The sequence below is a fragment of the Metabacillus bambusae genome, assembly GCF_017497975.1.
Lineage (GTDB): Bacteria > Bacillota > Bacilli > Bacillales > Bacillaceae > Metabacillus > Metabacillus bambusae.
Window position 1 is genome coordinate 112,662 of the sequence record NZ_JAGDEL010000011.1, and the last position, 14,383, is coordinate 127,044.

General features: G+C 35.9%; 13 protein-coding genes. 4 read left to right on the top strand and 9 right to left on the bottom strand.

Annotated features, from left to right (window positions below):
• Window positions 1–52: 52 nt before the first annotated feature.
• The 7 genes from bioB to I7822_RS15470 form a co-directional block, all read right to left on the bottom strand.
• Window positions 53–1,057 carry a biotin synthase BioB gene (gene bioB / locus I7822_RS15440; RefSeq protein ID WP_207979735.1) on the bottom strand — a complete coding sequence of 335 codons (1,005 nt, stop codon included), beginning with the start codon at window positions 1,055–1,057 and terminating at the stop codon, window positions 53–55.
• Window positions 1,054–1,644: a biotin transporter BioY gene (locus tag I7822_RS15445; protein WP_207979737.1), complete on the bottom strand. Its 591-nt coding sequence runs from the start codon at window positions 1,642–1,644 to the stop codon at window positions 1,054–1,056. Before I7822_RS15445 ends, bioB begins: the two co-directional genes overlap by 4 nt.
• Complete coding sequence (gene bioA / locus I7822_RS15450; protein ID WP_207979739.1) at window positions 1,637–3,028, bottom strand: adenosylmethionine--8-amino-7-oxononanoate transaminase; 1,392 nt, start codon at window positions 3,026–3,028, stop codon at window positions 1,637–1,639. The genes I7822_RS15445 and bioA overlap by 8 nt, the downstream gene beginning before the upstream one ends.
• Entirely contained in the window at window positions 3,025–3,714 is a 690-nt protein-coding gene (gene bioD / locus I7822_RS15455; RefSeq protein ID WP_207979741.1) for a dethiobiotin synthase, read from the bottom strand. Before bioD ends, bioA begins: the two co-directional genes overlap by 4 nt.
• 459 nt (window positions 3,715–4,173) lie before the next feature.
• Complete coding sequence (locus I7822_RS15460) at window positions 4,174–4,881, bottom strand: M48 family metallopeptidase (protein WP_207979743.1); 708 nt, start codon at window positions 4,879–4,881, stop codon at window positions 4,174–4,176.
• A gap of 196 nt (window positions 4,882–5,077) precedes the next feature.
• The gene (locus tag I7822_RS15465; protein WP_207979745.1) at window positions 5,078–5,611 is read right to left on the bottom strand and encodes a YehS family protein; all 534 of its coding nucleotides are present in this window, start codon (window positions 5,609–5,611) and stop codon (window positions 5,078–5,080) included.
• Between the two features lie 366 nt (window positions 5,612–5,977).
• Entirely contained in the window at window positions 5,978–6,601 is a 624-nt protein-coding gene (locus I7822_RS15470; RefSeq protein WP_307847775.1) for a GntR family transcriptional regulator, read from the bottom strand.
• A gap of 303 nt (window positions 6,602–6,904) precedes the next feature.
• On the opposite strand from I7822_RS15470, the gene garR reads away from it, so the two are divergent.
• From garR to I7822_RS15485, 3 genes are all read left to right on the top strand, one after another.
• The gene (gene garR / locus I7822_RS15475; RefSeq protein WP_207979749.1) at window positions 6,905–7,804 is read left to right on the top strand and encodes a 2-hydroxy-3-oxopropionate reductase; all 900 of its coding nucleotides are present in this window, start codon (window positions 6,905–6,907) and stop codon (window positions 7,802–7,804) included.
• Entirely contained in the window at window positions 7,801–9,234 is a 1,434-nt protein-coding gene (locus tag I7822_RS15480; protein WP_207979751.1) for a four-carbon acid sugar kinase family protein, read from the top strand. The genes garR and I7822_RS15480 overlap by 4 nt, the downstream gene beginning before the upstream one ends.
• Window positions 9,235–9,409: 175 nt before the next feature.
• Complete coding sequence (locus I7822_RS15485) at window positions 9,410–10,729, top strand: gluconate:H+ symporter (protein WP_207979758.1); 1,320 nt, start codon at window positions 9,410–9,412, stop codon at window positions 10,727–10,729.
• Between the two features lie 167 nt (window positions 10,730–10,896).
• On the opposite strand, the gene I7822_RS15490 is transcribed toward I7822_RS15485, so the two are convergent.
• The gene (locus I7822_RS15490) at window positions 10,897–11,889 is read right to left on the bottom strand and encodes a glycoside hydrolase family 43 protein (protein WP_207979760.1); all 993 of its coding nucleotides are present in this window, start codon (window positions 11,887–11,889) and stop codon (window positions 10,897–10,899) included.
• A gap of 802 nt (window positions 11,890–12,691) precedes the next feature.
• Window positions 12,692–13,387 (bottom strand): DUF4386 domain-containing protein, encoded by a 696-nt coding sequence (locus I7822_RS15495; RefSeq protein ID WP_207979762.1) that lies wholly within the window; start codon window positions 13,385–13,387, stop codon window positions 12,692–12,694.
• A gap of 80 nt (window positions 13,388–13,467) precedes the next feature.
• Here I7822_RS15495 and I7822_RS15500 point away from each other — a divergent pair, with 80 nt between their 5' ends.
• On the top strand, window positions 13,468–14,337 hold the full coding sequence (locus tag I7822_RS15500) for a helix-turn-helix transcriptional regulator (RefSeq protein ID WP_207979764.1): 870 nt from the start codon (window positions 13,468–13,470) through the stop codon (window positions 14,335–14,337).
• Window positions 14,338–14,383: the final 46 nt, after the last annotated feature.

Here is a 14,383-nt window from a genome sequence, read left to right on the forward strand (position 1 = left end):
AGTCAGAATCGGAAATGTTTATTTTATGTGAGAAAGATGGAATGTTTAAATGTTAGTTACATTGGGAAAATACCCCTTCCTGCTTTTCTACCAATTCAATCTCAAACCCTAAATCGCTCAACATCTTGTGATCCTGATTAGACTCCTGCCCTTGAGTAGTTAGATAGTTTCCTAAGAAAACACTGTTAGCGGCATACAAACCTAAAGGCTGTAAGCTTCCTAAGTTAACCTCACGTCCCCCAGAGATACGGATTTCCTTAGTTGGATTGATATAACGAAATAATGCTAGCACCTTTAAACAATATCTAGGATTTAATTCATGTACACCCTCTAGTTTTGTTCCATCGATCGCGTGTAAGAAGTTTACCGGTATCGAATCGGCATCTAGTTGGCGAAGGGCACGGGCAATATCTATTACATCTTCCTTCGTTTCCTTCATTCCAATAATGGCTCCTGAACACGGTGAAATACCATGTTTCTTTGCAATTTCAACTGTATTTACCCTGTCCTCATACGTGTGTGAAGTTGTAATATAGGAATGATGGCGTTCAGAAGTGTTTAAGTTATGATTGTAACGATCTACTCCTGCTTGTTTTAATTGAGCTGCTTGTTCTTCCTTTAGGATCCCTAAGCATGCACACACTTTCAGTCCATATTTATCCTTTATTTCTTCTACTGCTTCACTTACCACATTCACGTCTTTTCTAGTAGGCCCTCTACCACTAGCAACGATACAATATGTACCTACTTTATTTTCAAACGCAATCTTTGCACCTTCTAATATTTCTTCTTTTGTAATAAATGGATATTTTTCAATTTCGGCTGTAGAGATTGAAGATTGTGAACAATATCCACAGTCTTCTGGGCAATAGCCACTCTTAGCATTGATGATCATATTTAATTTAACTTTCTTTCCAAAATAGTGCTTACGAATATGGAAAGCACCGTTTAACAAAAGTAGTAATTCATCGTCGTCACAATTCAATATGCTAATTGCTTCTTGATCACTAATCATTTTTCCCCCAACAACCTCTTGTGCTAACTGTAACCAATTCACAATACCCTCTCCTTTTGTATATTTGTTTTATTACTGGTGCGAACGGTAGAAAATGTTTTATATAATCTCACCGTAAGTAATCCGGTAATGATTGAAATGAAAATATCACCGGCTATACTATATAGAAAACCAACCATGATTACATGTGACCAGCTGCTCTTAACATCCATCCATGTATTAAGCGCCATGTATAGGTAGGCTACACCAAATAAGTAAACGACTATGAGTCCAGCAAGGTTGGCCAAAACAAATTGATACGTTTTCGGATTAGATATACGTTCTGTAATCCAACCCACTACAAACGCTCCGGCAATAAAGCCAATTAAATACCCAAATGTAGGCTGCAGAACGTAGCCAATCCCACCTCCTTGTGTAAAGACAGGGGCTCCTGCTAGACCAATCGCGACATAAACAAGTTGACTTTGCATACCTCTTTTACTTCCTAATAAAGCCCCTGCTAAAAAGACAAATAGAACTTGTAGAGTAAAGGGAACATAAGGTAATGGAATTTTAATAAATGCTCCAATTGCTGTTAAAGATGCGAACAAAGATGTGACCGCTAATGAAATTGTTGAGTTTTTATTCATATTCATGTACCTTCTTGCATACGTGATTATGTTCAAAATATTCCTGTATTGCTTCATTTGTTGTATTAATCACCATTTTGATCTCCTCTTTCGTAATCACATATGGAGGCATAAAATAAAGGATGTTTCCTAATGGCCGCAAGAGTAATCCTTTTTCTAACGCGATTTGGTAAATTTTATAGCCAATTCGTTCTCCACTAGGGAAGGGTTCTTTTGTTTCTTTGTTTTTTACTAATTCAATTGCACCTACCATACCCGTTTGTCTGTATTCGCCAACATATGGATGGTGATCAAATCTTTTAGAAGCTAACTCTTTCATGTATGTACTTTTTACATGAATCTCATCTATGTAATGTTCCTCTTCAAAAATATGTAACACCTCTAGTGCTACTCGGCAGGCTAAAGGGTTGCCTGTGTAACTATGTGAGTGTAAGAATGCTTTCATCGTTTCATAATCATCATAAAATGCATCGTAAACATCGTCTGTCGTTAAGACAACGGATAATGGTAAATAACCACCTGTTAACCCTTTTGATAAACACATAAAATCGGGTGTAATACCAGCTTGATCGCAAGCAAACATCGTTCCTGTTCGACCAAATCCTACTGCCACTTCATCTGCGATAAGGTGAACATCATATTGCAAGCAGAGCTCCTTTAACTTCTTTAAATAAGTAGGAGGATACATTTTCATACCTGCCGCCGCTTGTATTAATGGCTCAATAATAATTGCGGTTAACTCTTTATGATGCGCCTTTAATTTATCTTCGACATAGGAAATACACTGAGTGCTACAGCTATCTGGCCTTTCGTTAAATGGACATCTAAAGCAATCTGGCCCTTGTGCTTTAACAGTATCTAGCAGTAGTGGCTGAAAGACTTCGTTATATAAACCTACTCCTCCGACAGATAGTGCCCCAAGGGTTTCACCATGATAAGCATCTGTTAAAGCTATGAAACGCCTTTTTTGTGGTTTATTTTTTTGCATATGGTATTGAAAGCTCATTTTTAAAGCAACTTCTATCGCAGATGATCCATTATCCGCAAAGAATACTTTTGTCAGACCCTCCGGAGTTACTTCTACCAATTTTTCCGCTAAAAAAATACCTGGCTCATGAGTAAAGTTTGCAAATATCACATGCTCTAACTGAAAAGCTTGATTGGCTAAGGCGTTACTAATTCGTTCATTCGCATGCCCGAATAAATTCACCCACCAAGAAGAAACTGCGTCTATGTATTGCTTTCCATTTTCATCATACAAATAAATACCTTTCCCGCTTTTTATCACGATAGGAGGAAATTCTTCATAATCCTTCATCTGAGAACAGGGATGCCAAACATGGTTTAAATCTCTTCTTTGTAAACTTGAAATGGTTGGAATCATATACTTAACAACCTTTCGAAAAACTTCGTGTTTTCTATCTGGAGATCTTTTAAGTCTGATAGATTTTCTAATCTTGGCATGACAAGCGAAGGTAAACGTGTGAATTGATGAATGGCTTTCATATTATCAACCTCAAGCTTCGCACCTCCATAACCATTAAATACAATACCTGCAATTGGAATGGCTCTATTATTAAGCGCTTCAATTGATAGTAATGTATGATTGATGGTACCTAATTCAGTACGAGTGACAAGTACTACTGGTAGTTGTGATTCTTTAATCAACTGAAGTAAATGATAGTTCCTTTGTTCATCTAATGGAACATATAATCCACCTGCCCCTTCACATATCACAAAGTCATATATAGACTTTAAATCCTCGATATGTTGAAGAATGACTTCCTCATCAATACTTGCTCCTTCTAACATCGCAGCATAATGAGGTGAGACAGGTTCTCTAAAGGAATAACTATTCAAATGCGCTTCTACTAATTTATCTTCACTAAAAGCTTGATAGAATTGTGTATCACCATAATAAGACTTTAAATTGTCTTCAATAATTCCTGTTTGAACAGGCTTATACGGTGTGGTCTTTCCCTTCTTTTGAAAGTAAAGCAAAAAATATGTAGTGACCAATGTTTTTCCGACCCCTGTATCTGTTCCTACTATCCAAAAAGATTTTTTCATAAGCTCCCCTTATATGTTAACCTGTATACATAATAAGTTAACATATAAACAGTGATTTTGGGAAGATTTTGAATACAATAATTTTAATCAAGTCTGAAAAATGGCCTTAATGAACTAATTAAACCTTCCAAGCAAACAACTATATTTTTGAAATATGGTTTGAATATACCTATGCTACTCTTAATTTGTCTGGATATATCCAAGCTGATGTTAAAGTGGTTACATTTTATGTGTACTGTACGGTCTAATGCTAGGGGAATATCGGAGGTTCAATTGATCATTTAAGTATGCTATAAAAAACAAAGGCAAGACTTATTTTTTGAGTAGAAAAAAGGCCCCGTCAAGGACCTTTTGTTGTTCTTTTATAAGTTTAGGGGTAAATAGTTCCTTTTCAGCATGCAGATAACACATTGCTGATTTAACAAAATGTCAGTTTTGGAGAAAAGAACCCTTCCACTGCTAAACAGTCATTTTCCAACTTGATAATGCTAACCAGTTTTCCTGTTCCTTATAATCGGGTATTATTTTTCCAACAAGGCGCCAAAAGGATCTATCGTGATTTAGATGGACCAGATGACACATTTCGTGAACGACTACGTAGTCGATCACCTTTAGTGGTGCCATTGCCAACCTCCAATTAAAAGTTAACTGTAGCTTTGAATCACAGGTTCCCCAGGTCCGTTTATTATCTGTAATACGGATAGAACGTGGTTTTATTTTAAAGTTGCTCTGATAGGACTGAATACTCTTCTCTACTAACGATTTACACTGCTGATAATAAAATCGTTTCAAGGCTTGTTTTATTTTTTCATCCTCTACTTGTTTCACATATATATGTAACTTATCCCCTTCAAACACTACATAGTCTTGCTTAATATTTATATCATGAGAGATCTGTATGGGATATGTGTTTCCTAAATAAAGAAAGCTTTCACCCTGATCATAGACCTTCACATTTGGTCCAAGCGCTCTATCCTTCATTTCTTTAGACTTTTGCTGAATCCAATCCCATTTTTCTTCTAATAATTGAAGCACACTTTCAATGGGTGTTTCTTGAGGAGCCTGGACTTCAACATTCCCATAAAGATCTATATAAATGCCTATGGATGTCCGTCTTTTGTATTTTATATCAAAACTAATTGCCTCACCTGAGTGTGTATGTATCATGTAATCACCTAATGTATCCATTAATGTTATTTTCTCATTATAACTATGCGTGGTGTTTAGTTGTAAAAAAATTAGAGTAGGATATAAATTCCTACTCCACCGATTGTATCAACTAGTTCCTAACGTAAGTATACATACTCGTCACCTTACGCAGAAAAGAATATGTCTTAATAAAATTAATGAGTTAGCTGAGAATCTATCCCCTATATTTTATAGCTAATCCTTTTAAGAAATTCCTAGCGTACCTATCTCCGCACATTTTATAATTCTTATGTCCTTCTTTTCTTAATAAAGCGCTCAATTCACCTTTTGTTATAAAGACTCCTGCTTCTTCTAATAAATCAAGCATATCCTCACTTGTTAATGCTAGTGCAATTTTCAATTTCTTTAGCAATACATTATTGACACTTGCATTATTCTTTATTGACATTGCAGGTCTTTCAGGTTGCCCTGGTTTGGAATCTTGTTTTCCTCTTTTAAATATAATAAGACCATTTAAAAATGACTCTAACATAAAATTATCGCATCTTATATTCTCTTCGTCTTCATCTATATCACCATCATAGCCAACTTCATCATGGTAACTGTCCTTTGTTTTTACGAGCATCTTAAGCACTTCTTCTTTTGTTAATTCAACTCCACCAAGTTTAAATATCTCTACCATATCTGTATTTTTTATATCTAGAGCATATCTTAATCGGATTAAGATATCATTATTATTCATATCCATCTTTAAACCCTCCAATTTGCACAGCAGTCAAAGCGCATTCTCCAAAAAATTCTAAAGTTCAACAGTTATCATGTTAATAATATAGTATTCCAAGAATTGGCCTTAATATTGTATCTCCAACGATATCAACAATACAAAAAACTACCACTTTTAAGCGAATGCTTATTAAATTAAAAGTTTAACATTTTAAAGACATGTTTTATAGTTTTACCTGAATTAATATTTGTAAAACTTATCTGTATCCTTTGCCCTTTTACACACTTTAACTTTAGCCTTTTCTCCTAGCAGTCCGTTAGAAACAAAAAACGCCCCGTTAAGGACGCTGAAGACATTTTTGCTTTTCCTATCAATTAAGGGCAGCAAATCCTATTCATTACTCATTACGTGCAAATAAAAGTTCAAGTCAGTTTCAAGGTGTTTTTTCATCAAAATTTCAGCCTTTTCTCCATCTCTTGCCTTGATCGACTCATAAATTTCTTCATGTTCATCAATGAGATGCGGCCGGTTATAGATGACAACGATTTTTCTAAACAAGTAAATAATCGCCTGCATCCGATCAATGATATCAATCATTACGGGATTATTGCTCGCTTTAACAATATCGTTATGGAATTTCTCATTGGCAGCCATGATTTCCTCTTTATTCCCCTTCCTGCCAATTTCAACATATTCGTATAGTTTTTCAATTTCTTTCTCTTTTAAAAAGGTTGCTGCACATCTGGCGGAATACCCTTCTAACAAGATTCTGACACTAAACATATTTCGTAAATCCTTCTCCGTAGGTTTTACCACTTTCTTATTTACAATAAGTCCTTCATTTTCTAATTTTCGTATTGATTCTCTGATCGGTGTTCTGCTGACACCAAGTCCAGCAGCAATCTTTTCTTCCACCACTTTGGTACCACCTGGAAGCTCACCAGTTAAAATTTTATCACGCAGAATTTCATAACAGTGAAGATACGCCGGGCGTGAGCTATTACTATCAAGCACAAATTTCACCTCAGTATTCATTTCCTATTTATATCCATAGTACCAAATAATATTTAAAAAATCACACAGAAGAAATAATAAATACGCTATTTTGTATACGTAATTTTTAAAATTGTATACATTTTTTATAATAAGTGTATACAATAATTAAATTTTAGTATACACTTTATTCATGTAAGCGATTGCTTGCGAAATTTCAATTATCAGGTGGATGACTTGTTCGATAGAGAAAATGAGTATAAGTCCATTTTTTCAAGGAGTTATTCGCTCTTCATAACATAATTTCATTAGGAGGAAAACAGCATGACAAGAAAAATTAGCTTTATTGGATTAGGCATAATGGGAAAACCAATGGCTTTAAACCTTATAAAAGCAGGACATACCTTAATCGTTAATGATCTTAATCAAGATGCAGTACAAACATTATTGGAAGCGGGTGCAACAGCAGCCCGTTCAGCAAAAGAAGCAGCAACAAAGAGTGAAATTATCATCACCATGCTTCCGGCATCTAAACATGTACAAGCTGTTGTTCTAGGTGACAATGGAATTTTAGCAGGAGCAAAAAAAGGCTCAATTATTATTGATATGAGTTCAATTACGCCTGCTGTAACAAAGGAGCTTGCGGAAGAAGCTGCAAAAAGAGGTGTTGGCTTTTTGGATGCACCTGTCAGCGGCGGCGAACCAAAAGCAATTGACGGTACATTAGCTATCATGGTTGGCGGTAATAAAGATGTATTCGAAACTGCGAAATCTGTTCTATTCGATATGGGAAGTGCAGTTACATTAGTAGGAGACAGTGGCTGCGGGGTTACGGCAAAATTAGCCAACCAAATTATTGTAAATCTTAACATCGCCGCGATGTCAGAAGCGCTTGTCCTAGCAGCAAAAGCTGGTATTGATATTGAAAAAATGTATCAAGCCATCAGAGGTGGATTGGCAGGAAGTGCGGTACTGGACGCAAAAGTTCCATTGATTTTAGAAAGAAACTTTGCTCCAGGCGGAACCATCGCTATCAATATGAAAGATATTACAAATGTAATGGAAACTGCTCATGAAATTGGCGTGCCGCTTCCATTATCAAGTCACTTATTAGAAATATTCCATGCGTTAAAAGTAGATGGTAAATTAATGGATGACCACAGTGGCATCGTTCAATATTATGAAAAACTTGCAAATGTCGAAGTAAGGGGTTCTAATCAATGAATTCTAATAAAAGATTAGTAGAAGAAGTTTTTAGTAAAATACCTTCTGTTGATACAACCATTGTGAATGAAATGACAAAGGAACTTAAGAATTTAAATAAAAAAATCATCGTACTAGATGATGATCCAACCGGTGTTCAAACTGTTCATGGGATTTCTGTTTATACAGATTGGTCTTTAGACAGTATTGACAAAGGTTTTAAAGAAGATAATTCCATGTTCTTTATCTTAACAAATTCACGTGGATTTACCGCTGACGAGACAAAAAAAGCACATCAAGAAATTGCCGCTAATATTGTAGAAGCAGCTAAGAGAAATAATCGAGATTTTACGATTATCAGCCGCGGTGACTCAACATTAAGAGGTCATTATCCGCTGGAAACAAAGATTTTAAAAGAAACCGTTGAATCGAATTCTGATACTAGGTTTGATGGCGAGGTGATCCTACCATTCTTTAAAGAAGGAGGACGCTTCACGATTGATAATATACACTACGTTCAATATGATGAATATTTAGTCCCTGCAGGGGAAACGGAATTTGCCAAAGACCGTACTTTCGGCTATACAAAATCAAATTTAGGTGAGTGGGCCGAAGAAAAATCACAAGGTGAATATAAAGCTGAGAATATGACTTATATTTCACTTGAAAGCCTGCGTTCACTGGATATTGAAATAATTGAACAGCAGCTTTTGAAAATAGAAAATTTTAATAAAGTAATTGTAAACGCTGTAGATTATGAGGATGTAAAAATCTTTACAGTTGCCTTAATTAGAGCCATGAATAAAGGAAAGAACTTCATGTTCAGAAGCGCAGCAGCCCTTACGAAGGTAATCGGAGGCGTAAGTGATAAACCCCTGCTTACTCGTGAAGAACTAATGAGTGAAGACACAAACAATGGCGGATTAGTTATTATTGGTTCGCATGTTAAAAAGACAACAGAACAGTTTGAAGAACTGAAAAAATCTGATGCGGTTGAGTTTATTGAATTTAATGTTCATCTTGTATTAGAACCTGAAAAATTCGAAAAAGAACTGGAAAGAGTAGTAGAAACTATGAATCAGCTGATCACTGATGGGAAAAATGTTGCCGTTTATACAAGAAGAGAAAGATTGGACCTTGGTGAAGGTAAGAAAGAAGAAGAATTAAAGCTGTCTGTAAAAATTTCCGATGCGGTTACAAGTATCGTAAAACGATTAGAGGTAAGACCTTCCTTTATTATCGCCAAAGGCGGAATTACATCAAGTGATATTGGAACAAAAGGTCTTGAAGTCCAAAGAGCTACGGTAGCAGGTCAAATTAGACCTGGGATTCCAGTTTGGACAACAGGCAGTGAAAGTAAGTTCCCAGGGATTTCCTATGTCATCTTCCCAGGAAACGTTGGAACAAAAACGGATCTTAAAGAAGTAGTAGAGATGCTAAACAAGAAGTAAACCATATGGGGAATTAATTTTTTCTTATAAAAGGGTTGGCTTTAAGTAACGAGTCCACGCTCATCATATAGTCTTTCACACCGATCATACCATTCAACAAGATTATGGAAGATGATGAGTAGACTCCTAAAGGGTCAGCCACTTTTTATAAATGAAAAGGAGAAGAGGGAGAAAAATGCCAATTATTTCAGTTACTATAGGAGTTGCCCTGCTACTAGTATTAATGATGAGGTTTAAATTAAACGCTTTCGTATCATTAATTATTGTTGCACTTATTGTAGGATTATTAGAAGGAATGTCTCCCATTGAGGCAATCGAATCAATTGAAGCTGGTCTAGGAGGAACACTTGGACATCTTACCATGATTATTATCTTCGGGGCAGTACTTGGTAAGTTAATGACTGATTCAGGCGGTGCACAACGTATCGCGACAACATTAATTAATGCATTTGGGGAAAAAAGAATTCAGCTGGCAGCTGTTATTACTGCAGCTGTTGTTGGAATCGCTTTATTCTTCGAAACAGGGGTTGTTGTTTTAATTCCCTTAGTGTTTACCATTGCTACAGCAGCTAGAGTACCAGTACTCTATATCGGAATGCCGGTAATCGCGGCCCTAATTACAATGCATGGTTTTGTACCTCCGCACCCAGGTCCAACTGCAATTGCAAACGTTTTTGGTGCAAATATCGGTTTAACTATGATTTTGGGAATCATCATTGCTATTCCTTCATTTATTATTGCAGGTCCAGTTTTTACAAAATTCTTTAAGAAAGAAGCATTGGAAATTGAAATTCCAAAAGGTCTATTTAACCCTAAGGAGTTTAAAGAAGAGGAACTTCCTAAGTTCGGAATCAGTCTTTTCACCGCTCTTTTACCTGTTATTTTAATTGCAATGCAAGCGATTGTAGAAATTTTCGCACCTGAATCAGCGATTGCTCTTGTGACTGATTTTGTCGGTAATGCGAATATTGCCCTTTTAATTTCAGTTATTGTTGCTTTCTTTACCTTTGGTCTAACCTTAGGTAAAAAAATGCCAGAAGTTATGCAATCACTTACTGAAGCCGTTAGCGAAATAGGAATGATTTTATTAATTATTGCTGCTGGCGGTGCGTTTAAACAAGTACTCATTGACAGCCACATCGACAAATATATATCGGACATAATGGCAGGCTCTACTCTTTCACCACTGCTTCTAACATGGCTAATTGCAGCTATTCTAAGAATCGCAGTAGGTTCTGCAACAGTAGCAGGTATGACCGCTGCAGGTATTGCCGCACCTCTTGTTGCTGCAACAGGTGCAAGTCCAGAATTGATGGTATTAGCGGCTGGCGCTGGAAGCGTTACCTTCTCACATGTGAATGACGCAGGCTTCTGGATTTATAAAGAATACTTTAACCTCACCATTGGACAGACAATTAAAACTTGGTCCGTCATGGTAACCATTATTTCTTTAGTAGGACTCGCTGGTGTCTTAATCCTAGATATGTTCATGTAGGTAAGATACCTAGAGTGTGTAATAAGCATAAGAAAGGCATTGTTTAATACAATGCCTTTTTCTTATTTGATATTAGACATAATAAAAATCACGATCATTTACATAGGGGTGAGAAGTTTTGCCTGATTTTTGCGCCTTATTATTGCCTGAAGAACCTACACCAGTATTTAATCATGTAGATCAACTCTAGGTTTAATAACCTTAAAGCTATCCTCAGTTTCCTCTACTTCATAAATCTTCGCTCGAGATTCAGGTGTACTGAATGGATGATGAAGAATAAGCATCCAAGCACCTTCAAATGTTTTGAACAGCATTCCGTGTCCACAATCACCTTCAACTAACGGATCCAGTTGTTCCCATGGCCCTTCTAGCTTACCAGACCTAGATCTAGCAATCGTTTGGACATATCCTTCATTGTTATAGCTTGACCAGAGCATAACAAGTTGACCACCTTTTGTTCGGTAAACCTGACATCCATCAGATACATAAACAGAATGCTTTACATTAGGCTTTCGTTCAGCATTGATCCATGGGGCATCTGATGCTTTAAAAAGATGTTGTGGTTCACCATCTGCCGCAGACAAATCATCCTTTAGTGGAATAGCCTCAAACGTACCATCTATTACCTGAATCCACTCATGACAATATACCATCCATGGCTTTCCACCCTCATCCTCATACAGGGTTCCGTCTAATGTCATGAAGTTCCTAGGTGGCACTGGCCCATCCGTTTTTAGTAATTCAAACGGGCCCTCTGGCGAATCAGATACTGCAATACTTGTACCACGAAGATGATTGGTTTTCCAAACCTCTGGTGGTTCTGTTAGTATTGTATCTCTATTATGAAGGGTAACGAATAAATAATATTTACCATGGTATTGGTGAACCTCTGGTGCCCATGTGCCATGCTGTGGATGTGCCCATGTTCCATCAGGAATCTCGAAAACTACATAAGGTCCCTCCCAATCTAGTAAATCTTTGCTTTTATATACTAGTACACCATTTCTCTCCAAATCTGTTAATTCTGGAATTCCTGTTGTATATAAATAGTAAGTATTTGTATCTTTATGTGACAAGACAAACGGGTCATGAGCAGGAATATCTCTAAGTCGGTGCCTATCCGTAGGATTAGATGTGTCAGACGCATTGTTATACGGCATTTAAGCAACTCCTAACAATTATATTTTTTAAATCAAACTTCATTTCTATCCCTTTTGCTTTTTCTATAAAAAGTAAATGTTTACAAGGATATATGGAACAAGTTCGTTGTCATATAGCTGCCAACAGATGATGTCTTTAATGTAACGGTCCCAGGTTGATCAGTAGCCCTCACATAAATTAATAATTTCCCCTGGTAGGCCTTTCTGTAGGTTGCTTTATTGTCCTAATGACTAGAGGGATTACTGCATTCAATTCCTATTATTTCACCAAGTCCTTCAAATTTGAAACCCTTTTCATTATTACCGTTTAGAAAGAAATATAAATGATCTATTATAGTAAAATGGAATACTATAAAATTATATTCCTTAATACGAAACCAATTACATTTTTATCGTAACTTGAATTTTGAAAAGAATCAATTTTATTTTATTATTCTGAAAATGGTTCACAAGAATCCCTTAATACGAGTGATGTTGGAACAACCGTTTCCTTCTCTGCTTCTTTCTCATTAATTAAATCTACTAGTACATTGATAGATAAGATAGATTGGACAAGGATTGTAAACGAAAAAACCCCGAATTCGCAAAAGAACTTTTAACGCATTCGGAGAAGATTAGCAAGAGTATTTTTTTCTAGCAAATGTTTATTTGGGTTTTCATCTTTTAATATGTTGTGCAACACACTCCACATGACTTGAATACTAATCGCAGATATTATGAAGTAGAAGTGTTTGCCTTTATTAGCTTCTTTCCTTGTCAGTCCAGCAAGCCATCTTTATATCATCAGTAATATTTAAAAACATTAATTCACCATTAGTTTTTCGAGCCTTTGCTTATGAAATCCCTTCATAATTAGCCAGATTGCTAAACTTATCTCATATACTCCCACAGGTAGAGCAATGAGTCCTTTTATTGTAGAGAATGGTTCTAATACTCCAAACATTTCTAATAAACCAGCTATGAATACCGAAACGGCTGTAACCATACCAAATACAGCTAACGATTTGGGAACTAATCCTGTTCTAAAAAGTAAATAACTATACATGATTGTATTTAAGCCTAACATAAGATTAGGACCTAACATAGCAGTCCAACGATGAAATGCTTGCAACATTAAACCATTAGCGATAAGATTTTCTTCATTTACTAAACTTGCTTCATAATTTATACTAAGATGCAATAAACTTAATATACTTACCAAACCTATGGAAATAAATACAGCCTCCATAAATCGAAAACAAAGATACCCTAATGCAATATGTTCATTCCAACGACGAATATAAGGAAATAGCATGACGGCTGTCCCAATAGCCGTAACTACAAGCAAAAAGTCATTTAATACACCGATCAGAACCTTTGTTTGAAATCCATTTTCCACGGTCATATACCATTGTTCTGACAGTACTGGCTGATAAAGGACAACAGCTATGATTGAAGTGACTGCAGCTACTATATATAACATACCTATTATAATTCCATTCATCCTGTCTTTTGTCATAATCTTTGCCTCCTTGAAATTATTACCTATGTTATACTACGTACGAAATATCTTAAAAACGCTTGGAAAAAGGAGTTAATATGGACCATTATGAAGTAATAGAGAATGCTTTGATATATATTGAAAACAATATACAACAATCACTATCATTGGAGTCTGTTGCTAATACTTTCAACATGTCCAAATACTATTTTCATAGACTTTTTTCTGCCATGATGGGTTGTTCATTAAACAATTACATACTATCTAGAAGATTGAATACATCACTAAAATTAATTCGTAACGATAACTTATCTCTAACAGATATTGCTTATCAGCTAAACTTTGGAACTCAATCTTCATTCACCCGTGCTTTTAAACGCCAGTATGGTATAGCACCAAGCTCTCTTAGAGTGAAAGATAAAACCATTTCTCAAGTGCCAATACCTTCAGTGGTTAAAAGACACATTAAGAACATCAATGGTGATATTGTCACCGATTTCACCCTAACGGAATTCGAAACAATCAGGGTAAGCGGAATAGCCTTTGAGGTCGATCTAGCAACTGATGATTATAAGACGAAGATCCGTTCTCATTCAAAAATGCTATTAAATACCATTGATGAAACCATAAATGGACCATGTTATGTCATTTATTCAGACTGTCAACCAAATTCAACCCGATTCAAGGTTCTTTTCGGGATTCCACATGATATACAGATAGATAAACCCTATTATTTTACCGTTGATATACCGCAACTCTTTTGTGCCAAATTCCAATATCTTGGTGATCTACTTGTCATTGGAGATGTCTTAAAAACTGATTTTGCAAGATTTTTAAAAATCTCAAAGCAGGAAACGGAAAATTCACATATCGAACTCATACAAGTTTTTGATAACATTCACAATCTTGATTCAGCCTACCACATATATACACCTATCAAGAAACTACCTATTGATTCGGATTTTTAATTTAATGCTTTAAGGTAATCATACTCTCATTAAGCTCCTTTCTATT